We start from the raw sequence: 22,207 nt of genomic DNA on the forward strand, positions 1-22,207 counted from the left end.
GTCTGTTGGCCTTATGGATTAGACAAGTGTCTCATGCGAGACTCAAGCTAACGGCGAAGCGGACGGACGCGACACGCTCGCTACTACTATGAATTGGGGCACACGACCGCTATTACCAACCAGGCACTCCGCCCATTGCCTTGAATTGCGCGTAACTGATCATCTGAAAATGCTGGCGGCCGGTCAATCGTAAAATCATCTTTGAGTCGTCAGGCGGAATTTCTCCGAACATCTCGTAGTGAGATGCGAGCGTACTCACGTAGTTGACCGTCGGAACGGTTGAGTGGACACGCATGTAGCCTCCGGTTTGCACGGCGTCCCAGAATCGCCTGTCGCCCACGATGCTTTCGCGCGTGTCCTTGAAGAGCCACGCCGTGCATGCGGGAAAGGCAGTGCGCGTAAGGAGATAGCAATTGGTGTCGCTAAAATCGACGCCGTTGGACTCTTTACAGATGCCGAGCATACGACCGTCTGCAGTGAAAATATTTCGAGCCGCCGTGACGACTTGCGCCCCCGTTTTCTCGACGATCATGCGCATCGTTTCGACATGGTTTGGCTCAAACCAGTTGTCGGAGTCAAGAAAACAAATCGCGTCAAATCCATTGGCGGCTGCGCAAGCGGCACCTACACCGCGAGGAGTATCCCCGTAGTCGGCGTGATTGGGAATCTTGATGTGGACCACACCCGTCCAGCTATCAACTTCGGAGGCGGGAAATCCATCGGCGACCATAAAGTGGGTCACGTCGCCTAGCTGCGCAAGGACTCTTTCGTGACATCTTCGTAAGACGTGACGCGGCTCTTTGTAGTAGGCGCTAATGACGGCGACTCGCATGAAGGCTCTTCGTGACATAGGTGGTGCGGCGCATTATATATATCGGCAGCTCACTCAAGACTATCTCAATTACCGGCCGTCCGAAACGCCATCAAGCCTTCACGCAACCACCGGTACTCAGGGCATACCGTTCCGGCAAGCGCGCAGCGCAAGGCGGGAGGTATGACGGCCTTTGCATGGCCGCCGCGCCTCCCGTTCGCCAAGGAATTAGGTGTGCAGGTGTGATTTGTTGTTCAGACAAGTGAGTTGTCCACGCTGTGTGGGTAAAGAAGCGCGCGCTTCCCGCTGCACCGCCATCCTCCAGCGACTTCCTTAGCGAACGACACGGGTCTTCAAGAACAGGTAGCCAGACGGGATGATGCCGACGGCCGTGCCGTTCCAGTTATTCCGGGAAATTGATAGGCATCCGGCAGGCACGATATTGCGCGCCGCCGGACGATCGTGATAGGGGACAATTGCACTTCGCCTCCGGGCATCAGCGGCGCCGCTTCTGTCCCCTCGGTGCCATGACAAAACGTCGGTCGGATGGTACTTACCCTCTGATTGTTACTCTTCTGACGGCTTGTCGATTGGGTGCTGCGTGACCGTCATGTATTGTTTGATCTCCGGCTGACCCAGTGCAATCAGATTGAGCACGCCCCCCCCCAAACCGACGCGCGAATTCGTCGTCAAGCTTGAAATCGAATTCGTCCAACAGGATCGGTGCTTTAAGCGTTCGAGCCAAGAGCGGCGCCAGCTTTGCAGGGTCAACTAACTGTAAAACCAACTGTTGACTATCTTCGTCGTAGGTTACGACCACTGAACGCGGGGGATAGTTATCCATCAATGACCTCTACACTCTTGGTAATCTTGGAATCCCTGCTGCTTGCACAGCGCACGGCCTCGTTTTTTGCCCATTATGGTGCCAAGCGAATTGCAAATTTGCATATCGTACTGATACTTTGCAAAGCAATCCCCCTCACGCCACTCCTTACCACCGCCGCTCCCACATTTAACCATTCCAGCGTCGCCGCTTCCGGCTCCAAAGAGAGCGCTGTAAAGCATTGACCTCTTCGCTGAGCCAGTCAGGTCCGGTACAAGAGCAGGATAAGGAACCTGCGACTGATCGCTCAGCATCAGCTCCATTGTCTCGCCCCAATCCGGCAGTGTATCGCTCAGGTCACTATCAAAAAGCTTCCCTGTGAACTTCGCCTTCCACGCCATGTAGCATTCAACACACATTTTTGGAACGAAGGCTCCGGCGTCAGCGCTGATTCCTGTAAGCATAGGTGGCGGCCCAACCGGATCATTGCCCAACTCCCAGTTGGTCAGCCACACACCTAGCTCAGCGTCACTGATCGGCTGCCGCCACGCGCCGTTAGTTGAGACCTTCGCTGAATGTGACGACACCGTGCCATTCGCAGCATATTGATAGTCGACCGCCAGTACACGGAAGAGTCCGCCATTTACCGAACTTGCTGGTTCGTTGTACTGGAAAGACTTTACGCGGCCACGTTCATCGTAAGCGATACTTGCCTGACCGCTGTTACCCGCTATTTGTGTTGCACGGTTCGCGGCGTTTCGCTCAAGCGTTCGCATCGCCCAACCCGACACGGCATCGTTCGTCGTTGCGATGTTTCCCTTCGCGTCGTAGGTATAGGTCCAGTCCTCAAGTTTCTGGCCGTCCTGGATGACTGTGGCTGACAAGAGACGCCCCGCTCCATCGTAACTAGCGCCGACCGTCATCTTGCTGCCCGTCCCGACCGCCTGCATCCCCTGTTCGCCTGTCAGGTCAGTCGTTTGCACCTCTGCGTAGCCAGTCGCGTTGCCTTGCGCGTCATAAACGAACGCACGGATCTTGCCCGGCGTTGCGACGAAATGCGGACGCAACGAACTAGCATCGGTGTACTCAATCGTCGTTACCGTCTTATTCCCAGCAACTGTTGCAATTGCCTTCGTTGGCCGGTTGGCGCTATCCCAGGTGTACTGGACACTTCCATCGGGCGTCTGCCGCTGCTTCAGATTCCCTGCTGCATCCCACGTCCGCGAAACCGTGCCGCCTGGCGTAGCAATTGAACGAGGACGCAACGTGTCGACGACATCCAAGCTGTACGTGGTCGTGCCGGACATGTCGTTGAGCGTCGTCACGCCGCGACCTTAGCTGAATGAGACATTACGCGTCGTGTCGGGATGGGTGACCGAAACTGCACGTCCGCTGGCATCGCATGTCCACGTTGCAGTCCGCGAGCCGGATTCATTTTTTACGCCCGTCAATGCGTTGGGGAAGCGGGCATCTTCGTACAAAAACTGACGAACGTAGCCATATGGTGCAGTTACCGAAGCAAGATTGCCCTTTCCATCGTAAGCATAGGATGTGGGCATTCCCAAAGGATCGACCAGGGTAACGACACGGTCGTTACTGTCGTATTCCAACCTGATTGAGGTCGCCGTTGCCTGTATTACGTTATCGGTTGGCCACTCGGCGATAGTTGACGGCCGCTGCCTACCGTCATATATGACCTTGCGGATCACACCCGTACGGGTTGTTTCGGAATAGAACTTGCCAGTGGCATCCGAGTAGGCTTCCGTCGTACCAAGCAGTTCGTCCCTCAGGTGGAAGTACCCGCCGCCAGCTTTCGTCAGGGAGAGCTCGCGATGTCCTGGCACGACCCAAGCTCCGCCAATCCACTTGAAATTCAGAACTTGTTGGTCACCTCGATAAGCAACAATGTGCGGCTCGCTCGCGTTGGCACCAAGCAGATCAAGCCTTCGCTGCCAGTTGTTGACCCAGTTGTGCCCCATCGTTGTCTGCGTGGCGTCATAGGGCTTCGAAAGATAGGTGCGTTTAAAGACGAGTGGAAGCGTATCGCCGCTGGCAAAATCAGCCTCGGAAAGCGTGACGATGCCCTTTGCTGGCAACACCGGGTCCGCCACCGGGCAAGAGTCGTCAGACTGAGGCGGAACCGGGACGCCACGGCAATAGTCCGCTATCCAATTCGATGCATTAGGACAGTTGTAGTAATTCATTGGGCCATACGGGTCGTCAGCACCCGTCGACATAGGCGATGTTCCTGCGACCTGGACAGCGCAGGTCGGAGTGCCGGGAATCCCGAGGGACTTCTGATACGTCTGCATGCATTGCATGTATTCGGCCGCGTTTGCACCGAACGCGACCATAAGCAGCATGAATGCGGCCAGCAGGCGGGCCGCCATGCCCGCCGGTCCCTCATTGATTCTTTTGTTTTTCATAGTCATCCTTATTGGTTGTACTTGTTTGAAGCCCAAGCACCCTATAAGGAGCATTCCATCGTCGCTATCCGACAATTCCTAAAATTACATTTTCCCTGTGTCTGTACAAACGTTACTGTCACGCCCCTTACGCAGTCCGTAGGGATTTACGAAAGAGCTCGTCAGTCATCAACGCATCGCAGTGAAAAAAACTGGAACGTCAGACGCTGGATACCCGTACGTGAAGTAATTGGACGCTGGCACCCAAACCAAGGCAGATTGGAAGGGAAGAGAAGGGCCGCGTAGAGCGTCGCCCGAAAGGGAGATGAGTAGCGCAAGAAAGCGCTACGAGATTAATCGCAATACCAAGTGCGATTTCAAAAATCAGCCCCGTCAAAAACCGGGCCAAACCTCACCGGCTAGCCGTCCGAACGGCGGCCGCAAAGTTATCCCCAGTTTTTGTTCGCAAGCCTGTGGATAACATTCTGGCAAGCACGCCAAGTACTTGATGTATTTGGTTTCTGTTGCGCTGCACGTCGGCGTGACCGCATGAACGGTCACGCCTCACGCGCCAAAAAGTAAAAGGCTTCGCGGCAACCTACGCCGCCTCACCTCTCACATCAAAGATAAGCAGACTTCGCCACACCACGTTCCGCGGAAGCCATCAGTTTGCTCCGCTCAACCATAGCGCCAAACAGCAGCCCAATGGTCGTCCACATAATCACCTGCATCCCGATCGCGGCAACGCGGAACTTCCACAACAGTACCGCCGGGAAGGCCGCCGGCACTTCGTTGATCACGGGCATCGACAGTTGCACGGCCGCAATGATCACGACAAACAGCACACCGGCCACGATCGAGCCATTCCACGCACCCAGTTTCAATGCAGCGCGGCGCCGCACCTTCAGGGAGAACACCATCGCAGCGATTGAGATTGCGATCATCAGGAAGAATAAGCCGGTCCGCATCCCGATCGTCTCCGGGTCGCCCACCGAGGGTGGATTCGCCGGATATTTGATGTTTGGAACGATCACCAGCGTGATAAACGCGCCAAGCGCCAGCCATGCGGACAAGGCGCGCGCACTCAATGCGCCGACGCGGCCGTACGCAAACGCGAACACCAATGAGAACAGCCCACCGAACGCGGCGCCATACGTCACGACGCCCGTCAACAATCCCAAGCCCGCTTGCGTGCCGCGGCTCACCAGTTCGGGTTCGGGCGCGTCGCCTTTGGCGGCATCGGCCTTTTCCTCGAAAGAGATCGCCTGATCAACCTGCGGTTCGCCCACCAATTTGGCGAAGCCGAACGTGAGCAACCCCGCGGCGATGCCTGCAAGCATCCCGCGTACCAACAATTTACCAACCATGTTCGACTCCGTTAGTGGCAGGGAAAGCCGAGCAGATGGCGGCCGTCGTGCACGAATTCGTGCACATACATGCCAGGCACCAGAGACGTGGCGCCTTCTTCGGCACCCACGAAATAAATCGCGAGCAACAGCAGCAAACCGCCGAACACGATCCAGGGCAGCAGTTCACGCAGCGGAATCGGCGTGGGTTGGGCGACAGGCTGAGTCGCGGAATCGAAAACAGCGTTGGACATAATGGACATCTCCTGGGGGTAACGCGCCCCGATAGTCGATTGAAGAGGGATGGTGCAAAGCTCAGGTCTGGCTTTCGGCTTGTAAATACCGATTACAGTGGCGCGACCGCGCCGGGCTCTCACCGGCTTCCGTGCTTCGCAGTGTCGCTATTCTACGCGCTAAACTTTGCCTCCCGGCAAGGCAAAGCATGGTCGCACGCCTCCTGCTTCAGTCCGGCCTTTATGATGGAATCAACTGAATGGACACACGGCTGTTACTGATCAGCCACGCATCGACCGCGGCGATGCGGGCGGCACGCTTCCCCGCCGACGATCCGCTCGACGCACGCGGCCTCGCCGAAGCAGGCGCCGCGCGTGCGCGTCTGTCGATTCCGGACGACGCGGCGGCTTTCGTCAGCCCTGCGGTTTGCGCACGTGAGACGGCGTCGGCCTTGGGCCTCGTTGCAACCGTCCACGAGGAGCTGGCAGATATGGACTACGGTCGATGGCATGGCCGCCGCCTCGCCGATCTCGCCGTCGAAGCGCCGCAAGACCTCGCCGCATGGACGCACGATCCCGACGCTGCCGCGCATGGCGGCGAGTCATTCACTCGACTCGTGAAGCGGATAGGACAGTGGCTCGATACGTTGAGCGGCGTGCCAACTCGTACAACGCAAAATATCGTCGCCGCCACGCACGCGCCGGTAATCAGGGCCGCCATTGTTCATGCACTCGGAGCGTTGCCGGCCGTGTTTCCGCGCATCGAGATCGCACCACTCTCGGTGGTCGAGTTGCGACGCTCGCAACGCGGCTGGACATGGTGGCCGGCGTCACGGTAACGGCGGCCGCGATGTCTGCCGCACCCGACCAACAACGCCTCACTCATTGCTCACATCCCCGGGTGTCAAATATCGCCGACAGCGCACAGACCGACGTCAGCATGCGCGCGCCGTCATGGCCCACACCCGGCACGATATGAAAGCTCTGCTTCAGCCCTTCCGGATGACGCGCCTGGATATACCGGTAATACGCTTCCGCACGCGCGTCGCGCTGCGGACCCTGCGCTTCGGCAGCACAGGTTCTATCGAGGGCGCTTTGCTGCGGATCGTCGTCCGCGCCACCGACCAGGTTGTCGATCCGTCGCGACACATACGTCGCTTCGAGTTGCGCGGGCGAGCGGTCGTCGAGGTACAAAGGCCGATTGTCCATGCCGTATTTCCATTGATTGAAGCCAACGCATTGCGCGGCGTCGAACGGCGCCGCCACGCCTTGCGCATTCGGCCGTTGCGCATCGAAATACGCATACGTCAACGGGCTCGCCACCACGTAGCGCACGTCGATGCCTTCACTAGTCAGCACGTCGATGTTGCGCGCCGCCACAGCGTAACGCTGCACTACCTGTCCGCCGCCCGAATGTCCCGCGAACACAACGTGCTGCAGATTCGGAAACTGCTTGCGATCCGCGAGGCGCGTAACAATCGCGTCCAGCACTTCGTATGAACTGATGGGCAGCGGTGCCCGCGCCGCTTCGCCGCCCATCCACGCGTCGCCCTTCCAGCGCAGCAGATCGGCCGGTTCGTGATGCTCGCGTGTGTCGAGCGTGGCGAGGAACTGTGGCGCGATCAGGAGCGTGCTGTCGGGGTCCACGTGAGCGGCGTCGCGTGCATTCTGCGCAGTGCGGAAGTACACGTCCGCGTTGCGCAATTTGCCGTGAATCACGATCACCGCACGCGTCACCTGCGGTTGCGCGACGTTCCAATCCTTCGAGAGATACAGCGGGAATTCAGCTTGCCCTTGCGGCGTGTCGATCGCGAACCGTATATCCGAGATCGTCGCCACCGGTTTCAGATGAGACTCGTGGGCATCGTGGGTATGCACCGCGAATGCCGATTGCGCTAGCAATGCCAACATAGCGGCACCGGCTACCGCGCACCCCATCGCCAAACGTCGTGAAAGATTGAATGTCATGCAGGCCGCTCCTGATCACGGTGCTCTATCTTGAACGCGGCGCATTGCCGAATCCGTCGTTGAAGAGCATCGAAGCTCAAAACCGGCGGCGAAGGCCAAGCGTCACGCGTTGTTCAACATCGATGTTGTCACATTGCAGCGGCAGGCTGCTGCAAAGCCCATCCGCACAAAACTCACAATTCAATAGTTTGCTAACGAATATTTTCGAAATACAATACCGGCCATGTCGAATCTCGATGCCTTGCGCCGCACCGTCAGCAGCACCCTGGTCGTCGCCGCCAGAAAATGGCGGCGCACGAGCCATGGCGTACTCGCGGCCTTTAACGTCTCCGAAGCGTGCGCCACGCCGCTACTCACCGCCAGCCGGATTGGCGAAGCGGTGCGGCAGGTCACGCTGGCCGATCACATCGGTATTGAAGGGCCCTCACTCGTGCGGCTGCTCGATCAACTGTGCGCGGCCGGCCTGATGCGCCGCGACGAAGATCCCGAAGACCGGCGCGCCAAGACCGTCGTACTCACCGACGAAGGCCGCGCCGTCACCGCGAAAATGGAAGGAGAGCTCAATACGTTGCGGGCGCAAGCTTTGAAAGGCATCTCGCGCAGCGATCTCGAAGCGACCCTGCGGGTGCTGGCCGCGTTCACGGCCGAAGCACCTGCGCCGCACAACGCCGGGGATGCCGAGTAAGCGCTTATGGTCTATCCCTCCATCCGCGACTGGTTGTTCTCCGTCAAGACGTTTGCCGCGGCGATGATCGCGCTCTACATCGGTCTTTCGCTCGAGCTGCCGCGCCCGTATTGGGCGATGGCCACCGTCTACATCGTATCGAATCCGTTTGTTGGCGCGACCCGCTCCAAGGCGCTTTATCGTGCGCTCGGCACCGCGCTCGGCGCGTCGGCCGCAGTGCTGCTGGTGCCGCCGTTCGTCGAATCGCCCTATCTGTTCAGCGTGGTCGTCGCGCTGTGGACCGGCGCGCTGCTGTATCTGGCGGTGGCCGACCGCACCGCGCGCAGCTACGTGTTCATGCTGGCGGCCTACACCATGCCGATCATCGCCCTGCCCTCGGTCACCAATCCAGGCGGCGTGTTCGATCTCGCGATCAGCCGCACCGAAGAGATCTTGCTAGGCATCGTGTGCGCGAGCATCGTCGGTAGTTCACTGTTTCCTAGCCGACTCGCGCCCACCATCATCGAGCGGACCGACGCGTGGTTTCGCGATGCCGCGTTCTATGCGAGCGAAACACTGTCAGGCCGCATCGCGGGCGCGGCGATCTCGGGGGCTCGCCAGCGGATCGCGACCACGATCAACGGTCTGGAACTGCTGCTGAGCCAGCTTGCCTACGACCACACCCGGCCGGACATCCTGGCACGTACCCACGAGCTGCGCGGGCGCATGCAGCTGCTGCTGCCGATGATGTCTGCGCTGGCCGATCCGCTGGTCGCCCTCTACAACAGCGGTCGCCAGACCTGGCCAGAGGGTCTCGAAGCGTTGCTCAACGACGTCATCAAGTGGTTCAATGCGCCGCTTCCCGCAGTCAGCGAGGGCTATCACCCCGACCCGGAAGCCAACGCGTTACGCGAGCGCATCGCCGCCATGCAGCCGCCGCCGGCCGCGCTGGCGGCCTGGGACGTCGCGCTGCTTTCGAACGCGCTGTGGCGTATGAAACAGGTGATCGACGTCTGGCAGGACTGCCGGTCGCTGCGCATCATCATCACGCGCGAAGAAGGTTCGTGGCGGCCGCGGTTTCGCCATTGGCGGCTGGGCGGCACCGAGCGGTTTTTCGACCGCGGCATCATGCTGTTTTCGGCGGTTTCAGCAGGCGCCGCGGTCGTCCTCGCGTGCAGTCTGTGGATCAGCTCGGGCTGGGCGGACGGCGCCAGTGCGGTGACGCTGGCGGCGGTCGCCTGCTGCTTCTTCGCGGCGCTCGACGAACCCGCGCCCCTGGTGTTCAAGTTCTTCATCGCCACGGCGGTCAGCGTGGTGGCCGCCGGCATCTATCTGTTCGCCGTGCTGCCGCATGTGCATGATTTCCCGATGCTCGTCGTTCTGTTCGCCGCGCCGTTCATTCTGGTCGGCACGCTGATCCCGCGTCCGCAGTTCAATATGGTGACCGTGCTCGTGGCCGTGAATACCGCCACCTTCATCAGCATTCAGGACGCCTACTCGGCCGACTTCCTGATCTTCCTGAACAGCAATCTCGCCGGCCTCGCAGGCTTGCTCTATGCGTATTTGTGGACCCGCGCGACGCGGCCGTTCGGCGCTGAACTCGCTGCCTCCCGGCTGTTGCGTTCGAGCTGGGCCGACGTGGCGCTGACCGCGTCCACACGAACCATCGAAGACCCGCGCAATCTCGCCGCGCGCATGCTCGACCGGCTGATGCAGTTGATCCCGCGCCTTGCCGCGACGGACGACCATCGCCATCCGTCGATCGAAAGTTTTCGCGATTTGCGCATCGCCTTCAACGCGCTCGATCTGCGCCGCGCGATGCGCAAACTCGGCGGCGAAGCGCCGGCCGCGATCGACTATGTCCTCGAAGACGTGCGTCAATACTACGAAACCTGCATCGACCTGCACGCGCGCCAACCGGTCCCGGCGAGCCTGATGTCGTCGATCGACGCAGCCGTGGTGCGCGTCACCGCACAAGGGGTCGCCAACGCCGGCGCCCCGAGCGCGACTTCGCAACTCTCGGCGCGCCGATTGCGCGACGCGTTGCACGCGCTGGTCGGCTTGCGTCTTTCGCTGTTTCCGGCCACGCTAGTCACGCCGACGCCGCCCGAACCGGAGGCCGCCGCCTGATGCGCCCGTCTCACAACCCGATCCACCTCTTTCCCGGTTCCCGCGATGATCGGTGAAATCGATATCTTCGGCGTGTTCGTGCCGGCCGTGCTCGTGCTGATGTTCGTCGCCTATCTGATCAACCTGGCCATCCGCACGGTGCTCGCGCGCGTCGGTTTTTACCGCTTCGTCTGGCACCGTTCCATCCTCGATCTCGGCATCTATGTGCTGGTGCTGGGCCTTGTCGTCGTTGTTTCGCACAGACTAATAACGTGAAAAAAACCTGGTTCTCCGTCGGTCAAATCCTGCTGACCCTGATCGTCGTCGTGGTGGCAGCCTTCGTGCTGTGGAAACTGGTCGCCTATTACATGTTCGCCCCGTGGACCCGCGACGGCCACGTGCGCGCCGACGTGATCCAGGTCGCGCCGGATATCTCTGGGCTGATCTCGTCGGTCGAGGTGGCCGACAACCAGCAGGTCAAGCAAGGCCAGGTGCTGTTCGTGATCGACCAGGCCCGCTATGCGCTCGCTCTGCGTCAGGCTCAGGCCACCGCGCAGCAACGCCGCGCCACGCTCGATCAGGCGCGCCGCGAAGACGTGCGCAATCGCAAGCTCGGCAACCTCGTCGCCGCGGAGGTCGCCGAAGAAAGCCGCTCGCGTGTCGAAACGGCGGAAGCCGCACTCGCCGATGCGAACGTCGCGATCGATACCGCCAGGCTCAATCTGCAACGCACCACGATCGTGAGTCCGGTCGACGGTTATCTGAACGACCGCGCGCCGCGTACCGGAGAGTTCGTCTCGGCGGGCCGGGCGGTGCTGGCGGTGGTGGATATGCATTCGTTCCGCGTCGACGGTTATTTCGAAGAAACCAAGATGCGCGGCATCGACATCGGTCAGCGAGTCGATATCCAGGTGATGGGCGAGCCGAAGGTGCTGCGCGGTCACGTGCAAAGCATCGTCGCGGGGATTGAAGATCGCGACCGCACGCAAGGATCGAATCTGCTGCCGAACGTGAATCCGGCGTTCAGTTGGGTGCGGCTCGCGCAGCGGATTCCCGTGCGCGTTGCGCTCGACGAAGTTCCCGCCGACTTCCGCCTGATCGCCGGACGCACGGCGACGGTGTCGGTGCGCGATCTGTCGCCGACCGGCAAGCCGCGTCCGGCTGCGGGCGCTTCGGGCGCGGTGGATGCGTCGTCGGCTTCGGCTACGTCTGCTGCTTCTGTTGCGCAACCGGCATCTGCTGCCGTCATCTCGGGCGCCTCGCAATGAAGCTGCCGCGCGCCCTGCCCTTATTGCCGCTCTTGCCATTAGCCGTCGCGCTCAGCGGCTGCATGAACGTCGGCCCCAATTACGCGTTGCCGAAGCAGGCGTTGGTCAACGCCCCGCTCGCCAATGCGCCGATTGAAGGCGCCGACGCCAGGCTGACCACGCGGCAGAACGTGCCCGCGGTCTGGTGGAAGCTCTACGACGATCCGGTGCTGAACAACCTCGTCGACGAAGCGCTGCAATCAAATACTGACTTGCGCGTCGCGGCGGCGAACCTCGCGCGTTCGCGCGAAGCGCTGGGTGTGGCTCAGGCGCAGGGCGGCTTCTCCGGCAAGACGTCGGCGGTCGTCGAACGCGCGCAGGAATCGGCCGAGCAGTATCTGCTCTTCAACAAACTACCCGTCGCTAACGAAGGCGACATCGGTATCAGCATCTCGTACGAAATCGATCTGTTCGGCAAGCTTCGGCGTGGCGTCGAAGCGGCGTCGGCGGATACGGAATCCGTGCAGGCGGCCGGCGACCTCGCGCGGATCACGGTGGTTGCGGATGTGGTGCGCTCTTACGTCGAGCAATGCTCGGCCGCCGATGAACTCAGGATCGCGCAGCAGTCCCTGGCATTGCAGAAGCAGCGCGTGGATGTGTCACGACGCCTGCGCGACGCGGGCCGCGGCAATCAGCCCGATGTCACGCGTGGCCAGACCCAGGTCGATACCCTGGCGGCGGATATTCCCCGCTACACGGCGCGCCGCCAGATCGCGCAATACCGGCTCGCGGCGCTGCTCGCCCGCGCACCGTCCGATTTGCCGCCGGCCGTGCTGGCCTGCAGCAGGCTGCCGGAAATCCGTCAGCCGATTCCGGTCGGCGACGGCGCCGCGCTGCTCAAGCGCCGTCCGGACGTGCGCGAGGCCGAGCGTCAACTGGCGGCTTCGACGGCGCGCATCGGCGTCGCAACGGGTGCGTTGTATCCGACTGTGAGCATCGGTGCATCGGCGGGTTTGACCGGGATTCTGGAAGACCTCGGCACGCAGCCGACAGCGCGCTGGGCCTTCGGTCCGCTGATCAGCTGGACCTTCCCGACGAATGGCGCACGCGGCCGCGTGCGCGAAGCGGAAGCGTCGAGCAACGTCGCGCTGGCCAAGTTCGACGGCGTGGTGCTGACCGCGTTGCGCGAAACCGAAACCAGCCTCGCGACCTATGCCTCCGACTCCGCACGCGCCGACGCGTTGCGTGCCGCGTTGAAATCGGCCACGGAGTCGGCGGATGAAACGCATCAGCTGTATCTTGCCGGCCGCGAGTCCTTCATTTCGGATCTGGATGCAACCCGCACGCTCACTTCGACGAAGTCTCAGGTAGCGGCCGCGGAAGGTCAGGTGGCGATCGATCAGGTCAACCTGTTCCTCGCGCTCGGCGGCGGCTGGGAGACCGACGCGCGGACGACGCCTGGGGCAGCGGTGTCTAGCGCTGCGACGCCCGGGGCTGCGGTGGCACCACCGGCCAAGGCCGTGCCGACGGCGGCCACCAAAGCACCCTGACTGACGTTTCGATCGACTCCTGTGTTGCAGGCTTACGTCCGCCATCTGTGCCTGTCGCGTTCGGGTAAATCTCTATTATTGACAAGCTTTCTTTTACCTTTCAATTCAGGTTAAATACGAGCCTCAACTCCACGTTACGAGGTCACGTATGTCGAATTTCATGCAAGGCGCAGCCACATTGGGCGGCTGTATCGGCGTTTTTACGGTAGTCGTCGCGGTCATGGAGATGCTGGCGAACTGAGCCCGATTCACTCGCGACCAACCCGCTCCCAGGCACCTGTGCCTAAGCGGGCCGCCGCTTCGCGGCCGCCTGGTGAATCGCGGCCCGCACCCTCGGATACGTGCCGCAACGGCACACGATGTTAGACATCGCCGCGTCGATGTCCGCATCGGTGGGATTGGGCTTCTGCTTGAGCAGCGCGCAGGCGGCCATAAGCTGCGCGCTTTGGCAATAGCCGCACTGCACCACGTCGAGATCGATCCACGCCGCTTTGAGCGCGTGCGCTTCCGCGCCCTGCACGCCTTCAATGGTCGTGATCTTCTGCAAGTGCAAGCTCGACATAGGCGTCTGGCAGGCGAGGCTCGCCTTGCCGTCCAGATGAATCGTGCATGCGCCGCAAATGCCCACGCCGCAGCCAAACTTGGTGCCGGTCATGCCGAGGTCACAGCGCAGTATCCACAGGAGTGGCATATCCGGTTCTGCTGTCACGGCCACCGCCCGGCCGTTGATGTTTAGCGATCCCATGCTTGTCTCCGTCAATCCGATGCTTTTATGCGAGCCTCAACGGCAGCTTGCGCAAGCGTTGGCCGGTCAGCGCAAACACCGCGTTGGCCACCGCCGGTGCGACCGGCGGCACGCCCAGTTCGCCGACGCCCTGCGGGTGCATCCCGCTCGGCATGATGTCGGTTTCGATCACCGGACAATCGTTCATCCGCACGACGGGGAAATCGACGAAGTTCTTCTGCGTCACCACGCCGCCTTCGATGGTGATTTCGTCCTGCAACGCAGTCGAGAGTCCGAATACGATGCCACTCTCCATCTGCTGACGAATCAGGTTGGGATTCACCGGCAGTCCGCAGTCGATCACGCAGACCACTCGGTGCACGCGTATCTGTTTGTCCGGACCGACCGATACTTCAGCAACCTGCGCGACGACGCTGCCAAACGCTTCGTGCAGCGCAACGCCGCGTGCCCGCCGGGTGCCGTAGGCGGCATGCGTCATGGGATGCCGCCAATCCGATAAAGCTTCAACACGCCTTAACACCGCCAGATGGCGCGGATGCTGCGCGAGCAGCGACGCGCGAAACGCAATCGGGTCCTGGCCGGCAGCGACGGCGACTTCGTCGGTAAAACACTCGGTGAAAAACGCCTGATGCGAATGGCCGACCGATCGCCAGAATCCAACCGGCACCGGCAATTCGACGATCTTGTGCGCCACGCGCGCGGTGGGCCATTCGTAGGGCTGATCGAACGCCCCCTCGCACGTGGTCTTGTCGATCGGCATGCGCGGCACGCCGTAGTAACGCACGAGCGATTCCGGCACGATCGCCTGACTCGCGGACGTGGCATGCCACGCGACCAGCTTGCCGTCTTTGTCCAGACCGGCCTTGAGTCGCGACACACACGCTGGCCGATAGAAATCGTGGGTGAAATCCTGCGCACGCGACCAGATCGTTTGCACCGGACGACCGCCGCCCTCGCGCGCAATCGCCGCGGCTTGCGCGATGAAATCGAGTTCGAGACGTCGCCCGAAAGCGCCGCCGAGCAGTTGTGTTTGCACGTCGACCTTGTCGGCGTCGATGTCCAGCACTTTCGCAACGTGCCGCCGCGCGAGGGTCGGCATCTGCGTCGAGACCCAGACGGTGGCCGCGCCGTCCGCGACCTGCACCGTGCAATTCACCGGTTCGACCGCGCCATGCGCGAGGTACGGAGCGTGGTACTCGGCGCTGAGGGTTCGCGCCGCGCGGCTCAATGCGGCGTCGACGTCGCCGCGATCGTAGTAGGCGTGGCCGTCGCTGTCGTCCAGCGCTTGGGCAAGTTGGGTGTCCACGCCTGCGCTCGACAGATTCGCTGCAGCCCCGTCATTCCACGCCACGTTGATGGCGCTGACTGCGTTCATCGCGCGAAATGCGTTGTCCGCGATCACCGCGACGCCGCCGCTGCCACCTGCGTACGGCGCTAACGCGAAGGCCTTGATGAAACCCGGCATGGTCCTGGCAGACGAAGCGTCGAAATGCGCTACCGTGCCGCCCAGCGTGGGGCACATCACCACGCTTGCATAGATGAGACCGTCGGGTAGCGCGTCAATGCCGAAGCGCGCCGTGCCGTTAATTTTCGATGCGGCTTCGATACGCCGCATCGGCTTGCCAATCAATTTGAAGTCCGCAGGATCTTTCAGCGCGACCTTGCGGGGCAGCGGTTGCTGTGCGGCCAGCGTGGACAGTTCACCGAAACTCGCCTTGTGGCCTGATGCGTGCAGCACATAGCCACTTTCCGTACGGCATTCACCAGCTGGCACCTTCCATTGCGCGGCCGCCGCGCCGATCAGCATCGCGCGCGCCGAGGCGCCTGCCTCGCGCATCGGCACCCATAGATCGTTGATGCTCGACGAACCGCCCGTCATCATCGTGCCGGCGTCGCGCACCAGCTTGCTGGTCATCCAGACCGTGGCGCGCTTGACCGTGCTGTCGTCGTCCGGACGAAACGGCAGATCGTCGATGACGTTCTGCACGCTGTTGTAAATCTTGTCGATCGGCGAGTTTTCGACGCGAACCTGCGACCAGTCGGCGTCGAGTTCTTCGGCCAGCAGCATGGCGAGGCCGGTGTGAATGCCCTGCCCCATTTCCGCTTTGCACATCATGATCGTGACGGTGTTGTCGGCGGAGATTTTGACCCAGCCGTTGAGTGCGGCCTGGTTGCCTTCTTCCGGCAGCGGCGTGGAAGTGGTCAGGCGCTGCCCCGGTGGCAGCACCGACCAGCCGACCAGTAACGCACCGAGCGCGCTGGCGCCGCCTAGCAGGAAGGTTCTGCGCTTTAGCATCGTGTGACTCGATCAGCTTGCGCGGTGGCGGGGAAGCTGTGAAAGCGCGGCCAGGCGCGGGGGTTTGCTTCGTCGGAACAGTAATAAGACGGAAGAGCGAGTGTGGGACTGAAAGCCAGCGGTTCAGTCGATCTGTGCGGCGCTGGCGGAACGGGCAGGTGCGTGCCGTACGTCAGTTCATTTAATGTTATTCGTCGCGTGGCGGCACGCTGCAGTGCAACTGGCCTGAACGGAGAGAAATGCAGGAGATGGCGGATTTTTGCTAGCGGGCCAAGTCACCGATTACCTTTCTAAACAAATTCTTATCCAGCCTTGTGCATGATGGGGCAGAACTGACCAATCCCGCGGTAGCCCCTGCAAGGCAGAACCGGATCTGGCGACCAAGCGCTATCGAGACTTGAAAGAGGTAAAGCCATGAGCAACCAAACATATTCGAGCGTCTGGGACGCCATCGAAGACACGCCTGAACAGGCGCAAAACATGAAACTTCGCTCGGTCTTGATGATGGCACTCAAGGACCACATCACCCGTGCCGGAATGAGCCAGGCAGAAGCCGCACAGCATTTCTGTGTCACCCAGCCACGCGTGTCCGATCTCATGCGCGGCAAGATCATCTGTTCGCGCTCGATGCATTGGTCAATATGGCGGCAGCGGCGAACATGCGTATCGAGCCTTGTCCGTCAAGGCTCGATACGCTCGGGCGCTGAACGCACCCGGAATCATCCACTCCCCCGAATCATCTCAATCAACGCCCTCAGTCCCGCCGGCACATGGCGGCGCCCCGGATAGTAAAGACACAGCCCGTCGAACGGCGGCGTCCAATCCTCCAGCACGCGCTGCAATGTGCCCGCTTCCAGGTCCGCGGCCACGTTCCATTCGGTCATATACGCCAACCCAAAGCCCTTGCGGGCCGCCTCCATCACCAGCGACGGTTCATCGAGCGTCAGCATGCCCTGCACGTCCACACTGGTCGCTTCGCCCCGTCGCTCGAACTCCCAGTGATAAATGCGTCCGCTCGGCATACGCAGCCGGATACAGCGGTGCGCTCGCAAATCGTCTGGCGTGCGCGGCTTCGGATGATCGACGAAATAAGCTGGACTCCCAACTACCGCAAAGCGCTGCGGCTGGTTGAACGGCACGGCGATCATGTCCTGCGGCACGGAATCGGCCAGACGAATGCCGGCGGCAAAGCCCTCCACCACGAGGTCGATCATGCGCCCCTCGGTGACGAGATCCAGCTTCATCTCCGGATAGCGGCGCAGGTATTCAAGCAGGAAAGGCATCACTTGCCGCGCCGCGCCTGCCGACGAGTTGATGCGCAGCGTGCCCGCCGGTGTGTCGCGATAGCTGCCGGCCTGCTCGATGGCCACGCGTATGGTCGATAAAGCGGGCGCCACGCTGTCGACGAATTGCGCGCCCGCTTCTGACAGCGACACGCTGCGCGTCGTGCGGTTGAAAAGCCGCACGCCGATGCGCGCCTCCAACGCCGCAATAGCATGACTGAGCGCCGACGTCGACACGCTGAGTTCCGTCGCCGCCGCGCGGAAGCTGCGGTGGCGTGCCACAGCCAGCACGCCTTCCAGTTCGCTCAAACCGGGCGTTTTCATTATCCCATCCTGCTCAACGAATCATCCTTGATTATATGGCTAGTCAGCCTAATCCATTGAGCCTATCTTCGCGGCAAGACAACTTCCAGGTAGGAGCTTTCATGCAGCAAATCGACAAGGTTTATATCGACGGCGAGTTCGTTACGCCGCACGGCGAGGAGTGGTTCGATCTTCACAACCCGGCTAAGGAAACCGTAATCGGCAAGGTGCGTCTGGCCGACGCGGAAGACGCCCGTCGCGCGATCGCCGCCGCCAAACGCGCCTTCCCGGCCTTTTCCCGCACCAGCAAAGAAGAACGGATTGCGCTGCTCGAGCGCATGCACGACGTCGTTCAAGCGAGAGAAGACGACCTCTTCGAAGCGATCGTCGATGAATACGACGCGCCGGTGTCACGCGCGCGCTGGATGGCAAAACATGCGGCCGACGTGCTGGCGAACGTCATCAAGGTCTTGCGGACCTATGATTTCACGCGCCGCGCCGGCACCGCCGACGTCGTCATGCAACCGCTCGGCGTCGCCGGTCTGATCACGCCGTGGAATAGCAATGGCGGTTTTATCTGCGGAAAACTGGCGGCGGCGATTGCAGCGGGCTGCACCGCCGTCATCAAGCCGAGCGAGATGAGCGCGATCCAGACGCAGATCATCACCGAGGCATTGCACGAAGCGGGTTTGCCGGCGGGCGTCTTCAATATCGTGACGGGTCGCGGCGAGACCGTTGGTGCGGAAATCAGCGCGCATCCGGACGTGGCGAAGATTTCTTTCACGGGCTCGACGGCTGTCGGCAAGACGATTCTGCGCACCGGTGCCGAGACATTGAAGCGCGTCACGTTGGAATTGGGCGGCAAATCGCCGATGCTCATACTCGACGACGCCGATTTCGCCGAAGCGGTGCCGTTGGCGCTCCAGGCCGGCTTCATGAATAGCGGCCAGGCGTGCATCGCCGGCACGCGCATTCTGGTGCCGCAAAGCCGTCTCGCGGAATTCGAAGCGCGCATACGCGATGAAGTGGCCCGCGTACAAGCCGGCGATCCGCGCGACCCGGTTACGCAGATCGGCCCGATGGTCAGCGCCAAGCAATGGGAACGTGCACAGCGCTATATCCGAATCGGCATCGACGAAGGCGCCAGACTGATCGCCGGCGGCGAAGGCCGCCCGGACGGTTTGCAGAGCGGCTGGTTCGTGCGGCCCACCGTATTTAGCGGCGTTAGCAACGACATGACGATTGCCCGCGAGGAGATTTTTGGGCCGGTGCTGTCGATCATCGCGTATCGCGACACCGACGAAGCCGTCGCCATTGCCAACGACACGAGTTACGGTTTGCAAGCGTACGTGCTTTCAACCGACGCAGCGCGTGCTCGCGCGGTCGCCGCGCGTTTCGATGCAGGGCGCGTGATGGTCAACACACTGGCGCACGAACCGGCCGCGCCGTTCGGCGGATTCAAGCAATCGGGTATCGGACGCGAATATGGCACGTTCGGACTGGAAGCCTTCATGGAGCCGAAGTCCCTTCTCGGCGTGAACTGAACAAGGCTTTAGCAACGTTGCGTGTCTGATTGCGCAGCGGGAGGTGCGTCACGCGTTCGCCAGACGCACCTCCCCCTCATCACCGCCGGTTCGACCCCGACACCACATCGATCCACACAGCCAGCACCAGAATGCTGCCTTTCACGATCATCTGCCAGTACGCGTCCACGTCGAGCATCGACATGCCGTTATCCAGGCTCGCCATCACCAACGCGCCGATCAACGCGCCGTAGACCGTTCCGGAGCCACCACGCATCGACGTGCCGCCGATAAAGCACGCGGCGATCGCGTCGAGTTCGCCCATCGATCCCGCCGATGGCGAGCCAGCCGCGAGCCGCGCCGTATTAACGATCCCGGCGAACGCGCACATCAACCCCATCAGCGCGAAAATGGCCAGCTTCACGCGATTCGTATTCACGCCGGAGAGCCGCGTCGCTTCCAGGTTGGAACCCACCGCATAGATGCGTCGCCCGAACACGGTCTGCGTCGCGATCCACGTGAAAATACCCAGCAACGCGAGCAGCAGCAGAACCGGCACGGGAATCCCACCATAACGATCGAGCGTGGCGACAAACGCGGCCAGAATCACGCCCGCACCGACCACCTTCACGACGTCCTGCCAGATCGGCACGACGCGCAACTTATAACGCTCGCGGTTGCTTCGTTGCCGCACCGTGAGAAAGGCGAGCACCACAAACAGCACGACGGCAAGCGTATCGCCCGCAAGACGCGGCAGATAGCCCTGACCGACAAACACGAAACTGTCTGAAACCGGCGCAATCGTCGAACCACCTGTAACGCCGAGCAGAATGCCGCGATACGCGAGCATGCCGCCCAGGCCGACAATGAACGACGGCACACGCCGGTATGTCGACCACCATCCGTTGAACATGCCGACTAGCACGCCGAGCAGCATCACCACCGGCACGGTCACGCCGATCGGCCAGTGGCGGTTCACATCGAGAATCGCCGCGACACCGCCAAGCAGACCCAGCAACGACCCGACCGACAGATCGATTTCACCCGCGATGATCACGAACACCATGCCGCACGCGAGCATGCCGGTAATCGACATCTGCCGCAGCAGGTTCGACAGATTGCGCGGCGTCACAAACGCGCCGTGCGTCAGGAAGGAAAAGAAAATCCAGATCACGGCCACGGCGATCAGCAACGCGAGAATCTTGTAGCGCGCGAACAGTTGCTGAATGCGCTGCCGGCCACCGAATGCGCCTCGCGATACGGCGCCTTCTGCGGATTGGGAAGTGACGTCGGGAGTCATGCGGCACTCGCTGTGGTTGGTGCGGTTGACGCGGGTGGGTTTAAGGATCGCTGCACAGGACGGATCGCAGCGCTGAGAATATCCTCTTGCGTCAGGCCGTCGTTGACGAAATCGCCGCGCAATTCGCCTTCGCCGATCACCAGCACGCGATCGCTGATGCCAAGCACTTCGGGTAATTCGGACGACACCATCACAATCGACATGCCGCGCTGTGCCAGCTGAAAAATCAATTTGTAGATTTCGAATTTCGCGCCGACGTCGACACCTCGCGTCGGTTCGTCGAGGATCAGCACTTTCGGGTCGGTCAGCAGCATGCGCGTCAGCACGGCCTTCTGCTGATTGCCGCCCGACAAGCTCGCAATAGACAACATCGGATTCGCGGCGCGCACTGAAAGCCGCTTCATCTCCGTGTGAATCGTATCGAGTTCCGCGGCGGAATCGATCCGCCCCCCCTTCGCGAAGCGTTGCAACACCGCAAGCGTGATGTTGTGGCCGACACTCAGCCCCGGCACGATGCCGTGACGCTTTCGATCTTCCGGCACCATGCCGATGCCGGCGCGAATCGCGTCGACGGGCGCGCGGATTTTCAACGGCTTGCCTTCCATCAACACGGTCGCTTCGCTCACACCGGGATACGCGCCGAAGATCGCCTGCATCAGCTCCGTACGCCCTGCACCGACCAAACCGGCAACGCCGAGAATCTCACCGCGTCGCAACGTAAACGACACATCGTTCACACGCTTGCGGCGCGGATTGGTGACATCGAAACAGGTCACGTGGCGCGCTTCGAAGATCACGTCGCCGATCGGATGCGCTTCACGCGGAAACAGGTTCTTGATCTCGCGGCCCACCATCAAGGAGATGATGCGATCCGTGGTTAGCGCGCGCATGGGCTCGGTCGCGACGTGGCGGCCGTCGCGAATCACGCTGATGGTGTCGCACACGGCTGCGACTTCGTCGAGCTTGTGCGAAATATACACGCAGGCAACGCCGCGCCGTTTCAGATCGCGCACAATATCCAGCAGGATATGTATCTCAGTCGCGGTCAGCGACGACGAAGGTTCATCCAGGATCAACAGTTTCGCGCGCTTGTTCAGCGCCTTCGCGATCTCGATCAGTTGCTGGTGGCCGCCGCCGTAATTCATCACGGGTTGCGCCGAGTTGATTCCGCTGATGCCGAGTTCGCGCAGCAGTTCATCGGCGCGCTGGTACATCGCGGCGTAATTCATTCTGCCGCCGGGCAGCGTGATCTCGTTGCCGAGAAAGATATTCTCCGCGACCGAAAGCTCAGGCACCAGCATCAACTCCTGGTGGATGATGATGATGCCCGCGCGTTCCGTGTCCTTGATGCTCGCCGCCTTCAGCGGTTCGCCTTCCCAGATTATTTCGCCATCCCAGGTGCCGTGGGGATAGACACCGGACAGCACTTTCATCAGCGTCGATTTGCCCGCGCCGTTTTCTCCGCACAAGCCCACGCACTCGCCTGGCGCCACCGCCAGGTCGATGCCATCGAGCGCCTTCACGCCGGAAAACGCTTTGACGATGCCGCGCATCGTCAGTAAGGGTTGCGTCATTCGCTATGCCTCGCTGCAAGGCGCGCG

General features: G+C 61.4%; 18 protein-coding genes, 2 pseudogenes and 1 riboswitch. Of the genes and pseudogenes, 8 read left to right on the forward strand and 12 right to left on the reverse strand.

Annotated features, from left to right (window positions below; translation table 11 throughout):
• Window positions 1–112: 112 nt before the first annotated feature.
• From B0G76_RS15310 to B0G76_RS15330, 6 genes and pseudogenes are all read right to left on the reverse strand, one after another.
• The gene (locus B0G76_RS15310; protein WP_120293369.1) at window positions 113–832 is read right to left on the reverse strand and encodes a glycosyltransferase family A protein; all 720 of its coding nucleotides are present in this window, start codon (window positions 830–832) and stop codon (window positions 113–115) included.
• Between the two features lie 546 nt (window positions 833–1,378).
• Window positions 1,379–1,655, reverse strand: a pseudogene (locus tag B0G76_RS44810) (hypothetical protein).
• Window positions 1,655–2,959, reverse strand: coding sequence for a hypothetical protein (locus tag B0G76_RS43795; protein ID WP_259460588.1), 1,305 nt, complete (start codon window positions 2,957–2,959; stop codon window positions 1,655–1,657). The pseudogene B0G76_RS44810 and the gene B0G76_RS43795 overlap by 1 nt, the downstream one beginning before the upstream one ends.
• Window positions 2,960–2,968: 9 nt before the next feature.
• Window positions 2,969–4,060 carry an RHS repeat domain-containing protein gene (locus B0G76_RS43800; protein WP_259460589.1) on the reverse strand — a complete coding sequence of 364 codons (1,092 nt, stop codon included), beginning with the start codon at window positions 4,058–4,060 and terminating at the stop codon, window positions 2,969–2,971.
• Between the two features lie 599 nt (window positions 4,061–4,659).
• Window positions 4,660–5,406, reverse strand: coding sequence for a CbtA family protein (locus tag B0G76_RS15325; protein ID WP_120293370.1), 747 nt, complete (start codon window positions 5,404–5,406; stop codon window positions 4,660–4,662).
• 11 nt (window positions 5,407–5,417) lie between these two features.
• Window positions 5,418–5,639 carry a CbtB domain-containing protein gene (locus B0G76_RS15330; protein ID WP_120296401.1) on the reverse strand — a complete coding sequence of 74 codons (222 nt, stop codon included), beginning with the start codon at window positions 5,637–5,639 and terminating at the stop codon, window positions 5,418–5,420.
• Between the two features lie 42 nt (window positions 5,640–5,681).
• Window positions 5,682–5,821, reverse strand: a riboswitch (cobalamin riboswitch).
• A gap of 57 nt (window positions 5,822–5,878) precedes the next feature.
• Here B0G76_RS15330 and B0G76_RS15335 point away from each other — a divergent pair.
• The gene (locus tag B0G76_RS15335) at window positions 5,879–6,457 is read left to right on the forward strand and encodes a histidine phosphatase family protein (protein ID WP_120293371.1); all 579 of its coding nucleotides are present in this window, start codon (window positions 5,879–5,881) and stop codon (window positions 6,455–6,457) included.
• A 43-nt stretch (window positions 6,458–6,500) separates the two neighbouring features.
• Here B0G76_RS15335 and B0G76_RS15340 read toward each other — a convergent pair whose 3' ends face one another.
• Window positions 6,501–7,586, reverse strand: coding sequence for an alpha/beta hydrolase (locus B0G76_RS15340; RefSeq protein WP_120293372.1), 1,086 nt, complete (start codon window positions 7,584–7,586; stop codon window positions 6,501–6,503).
• 223 nt (window positions 7,587–7,809) lie between these two features.
• Here B0G76_RS15340 and B0G76_RS15345 point away from each other — a divergent pair, with 223 nt between their 5' ends.
• Genes B0G76_RS15345 through B0G76_RS15365 form a run of 5 tightly spaced genes read left to right on the forward strand, consistent with a single transcriptional unit; the run spans window position 7,810 to window position 13,156 of the window.
• Window positions 7,810–8,271: a MarR family winged helix-turn-helix transcriptional regulator gene (locus tag B0G76_RS15345; protein WP_120293373.1), complete on the forward strand. Its 462-nt coding sequence runs from the start codon at window positions 7,810–7,812 to the stop codon at window positions 8,269–8,271.
• A gap of 6 nt (window positions 8,272–8,277) precedes the next feature.
• Window positions 8,278–10,380 carry an FUSC family protein gene (locus B0G76_RS15350; protein WP_120293374.1) on the forward strand — a complete coding sequence of 701 codons (2,103 nt, stop codon included), beginning with the start codon at window positions 8,278–8,280 and terminating at the stop codon, window positions 10,378–10,380.
• Window positions 10,381–10,425: 45 nt separating this feature from the next.
• Window positions 10,426–10,635 (forward strand): DUF1656 domain-containing protein, encoded by a 210-nt coding sequence (locus B0G76_RS15355; protein ID WP_120293375.1) that lies wholly within the window; start codon window positions 10,426–10,428, stop codon window positions 10,633–10,635.
• Window positions 10,632–11,627 carry an efflux RND transporter periplasmic adaptor subunit gene (locus B0G76_RS15360; RefSeq protein ID WP_120293376.1) on the forward strand — a complete coding sequence of 332 codons (996 nt, stop codon included), beginning with the start codon at window positions 10,632–10,634 and terminating at the stop codon, window positions 11,625–11,627. Before B0G76_RS15355 ends, B0G76_RS15360 begins: the two co-directional genes overlap by 4 nt.
• Complete coding sequence (locus tag B0G76_RS15365; protein WP_120293377.1) at window positions 11,624–13,156, forward strand: efflux transporter outer membrane subunit; 1,533 nt, start codon at window positions 11,624–11,626, stop codon at window positions 13,154–13,156. Before B0G76_RS15360 ends, B0G76_RS15365 begins: the two co-directional genes overlap by 4 nt.
• 283 nt (window positions 13,157–13,439) lie before the next feature.
• Here B0G76_RS15365 and B0G76_RS15370 read toward each other — a convergent pair whose 3' ends face one another.
• Both B0G76_RS15370 and B0G76_RS15375 read right to left on the reverse strand, forming a co-directional pair.
• Window positions 13,440–13,901: a (2Fe-2S)-binding protein gene (locus tag B0G76_RS15370; RefSeq protein ID WP_120293378.1), complete on the reverse strand. Its 462-nt coding sequence runs from the start codon at window positions 13,899–13,901 to the stop codon at window positions 13,440–13,442.
• A gap of 25 nt (window positions 13,902–13,926) precedes the next feature.
• Window positions 13,927–16,197 carry a xanthine dehydrogenase family protein molybdopterin-binding subunit gene (locus tag B0G76_RS15375; RefSeq protein ID WP_120293379.1) on the reverse strand — a complete coding sequence of 757 codons (2,271 nt, stop codon included), beginning with the start codon at window positions 16,195–16,197 and terminating at the stop codon, window positions 13,927–13,929.
• Between the two features lie 414 nt (window positions 16,198–16,611).
• On the opposite strand from B0G76_RS15375, the pseudogene B0G76_RS15380 reads away from it, so the two are divergent.
• Window positions 16,612–16,904, forward strand: a pseudogene (locus B0G76_RS15380) (helix-turn-helix domain-containing protein).
• A gap of 12 nt (window positions 16,905–16,916) precedes the next feature.
• On the opposite strand, the gene B0G76_RS15385 reads toward B0G76_RS15380, so the two are convergent.
• On the reverse strand, window positions 16,917–17,804 hold the full coding sequence (locus tag B0G76_RS15385; protein WP_120293380.1) for a LysR family transcriptional regulator: 888 nt from the start codon (window positions 17,802–17,804) through the stop codon (window positions 16,917–16,919).
• A gap of 101 nt (window positions 17,805–17,905) precedes the next feature.
• On the opposite strand from B0G76_RS15385, the gene B0G76_RS15390 reads away from it, so the two are divergent.
• Window positions 17,906–19,327: an aldehyde dehydrogenase family protein gene (locus B0G76_RS15390; RefSeq protein WP_120293381.1), complete on the forward strand. Its 1,422-nt coding sequence runs from the start codon at window positions 17,906–17,908 to the stop codon at window positions 19,325–19,327.
• A 79-nt stretch (window positions 19,328–19,406) separates the two neighbouring features.
• Here B0G76_RS15390 and B0G76_RS15395 read toward each other — a convergent pair whose 3' ends face one another.
• Together B0G76_RS15395 and xylG are read right to left on the reverse strand one after the other, a co-directional pair.
• Complete coding sequence (locus B0G76_RS15395; RefSeq protein WP_120293382.1) at window positions 19,407–20,606, reverse strand: sugar ABC transporter permease; 1,200 nt, start codon at window positions 20,604–20,606, stop codon at window positions 19,407–19,409.
• Entirely contained in the window at window positions 20,603–22,180 is a 1,578-nt protein-coding gene (gene xylG / locus B0G76_RS15400; protein WP_120293383.1) for a D-xylose ABC transporter ATP-binding protein, read from the reverse strand. The genes B0G76_RS15395 and xylG overlap by 4 nt, the downstream gene beginning before the upstream one ends.
• Between the last annotated feature and the right edge of the window lie 27 nt (window positions 22,181–22,207).

Origin of the sequence: Paraburkholderia sp. BL23I1N1, from assembly GCF_003610295.1 — a bacterium.
Taxonomy (GTDB): Bacteria; Pseudomonadota; Gammaproteobacteria; order Burkholderiales; family Burkholderiaceae; genus Paraburkholderia.

Coding starts and splice junctions, on each gene's coding strand:
- B0G76_RS15350 (WP_120293374.1), top strand. CDS start 8,278: ATGGTCTATCCCTCCATCCGCGACTGGTTGTTCTCCGTCAAGACGTTT.
- B0G76_RS15375 (WP_120293379.1), bottom strand. CDS start 16,197: ATGCTAAAGCGCAGAACCTTCCTGCTAGGCGGCGCCAGCGCGCTCGGT.
- B0G76_RS15335 (WP_120293371.1), top strand. CDS start 5,879: ATGGACACACGGCTGTTACTGATCAGCCACGCATCGACCGCGGCGATG.
- B0G76_RS15345 (WP_120293373.1), top strand. CDS start 7,810: ATGTCGAATCTCGATGCCTTGCGCCGCACCGTCAGCAGCACCCTGGTC.
- B0G76_RS43800 (WP_259460589.1), bottom strand. CDS start 4,060: ATGAAAAACAAAAGAATCAATGAGGGACCGGCGGGCATGGCGGCCCGC.
- B0G76_RS15330 (WP_120296401.1), bottom strand. CDS start 5,639: ATGTCCAACGCTGTTTTCGATTCCGCGACTCAGCCTGTCGCCCAACCC.
- B0G76_RS15310 (WP_120293369.1), bottom strand. CDS start 832: ATGCGAGTCGCCGTCATTAGCGCCTACTACAAAGAGCCGCGTCACGTC.
- B0G76_RS15365 (WP_120293377.1), top strand. CDS start 11,624: ATGAAGCTGCCGCGCGCCCTGCCCTTATTGCCGCTCTTGCCATTAGCC.
- B0G76_RS15390 (WP_120293381.1), top strand. CDS start 17,906: ATGCAGCAAATCGACAAGGTTTATATCGACGGCGAGTTCGTTACGCCG.
- B0G76_RS15355 (WP_120293375.1), top strand. CDS start 10,426: ATGATCGGTGAAATCGATATCTTCGGCGTGTTCGTGCCGGCCGTGCTC.
- B0G76_RS15395 (WP_120293382.1), bottom strand. CDS start 20,606: ATGACTCCCGACGTCACTTCCCAATCCGCAGAAGGCGCCGTATCGCGA.
- B0G76_RS15325 (WP_120293370.1), bottom strand. CDS start 5,406: ATGGTTGGTAAATTGTTGGTACGCGGGATGCTTGCAGGCATCGCCGCG.
- B0G76_RS15340 (WP_120293372.1), bottom strand. CDS start 7,586: ATGACATTCAATCTTTCACGACGTTTGGCGATGGGGTGCGCGGTAGCC.
- B0G76_RS15370 (WP_120293378.1), bottom strand. CDS start 13,901: ATGGGATCGCTAAACATCAACGGCCGGGCGGTGGCCGTGACAGCAGAA.
- xylG (WP_120293383.1), bottom strand. CDS start 22,180: ATGACGCAACCCTTACTGACGATGCGCGGCATCGTCAAAGCGTTTTCC.
- B0G76_RS15385 (WP_120293380.1), bottom strand. CDS start 17,804: ATGAAAACGCCCGGTTTGAGCGAACTGGAAGGCGTGCTGGCTGTGGCA.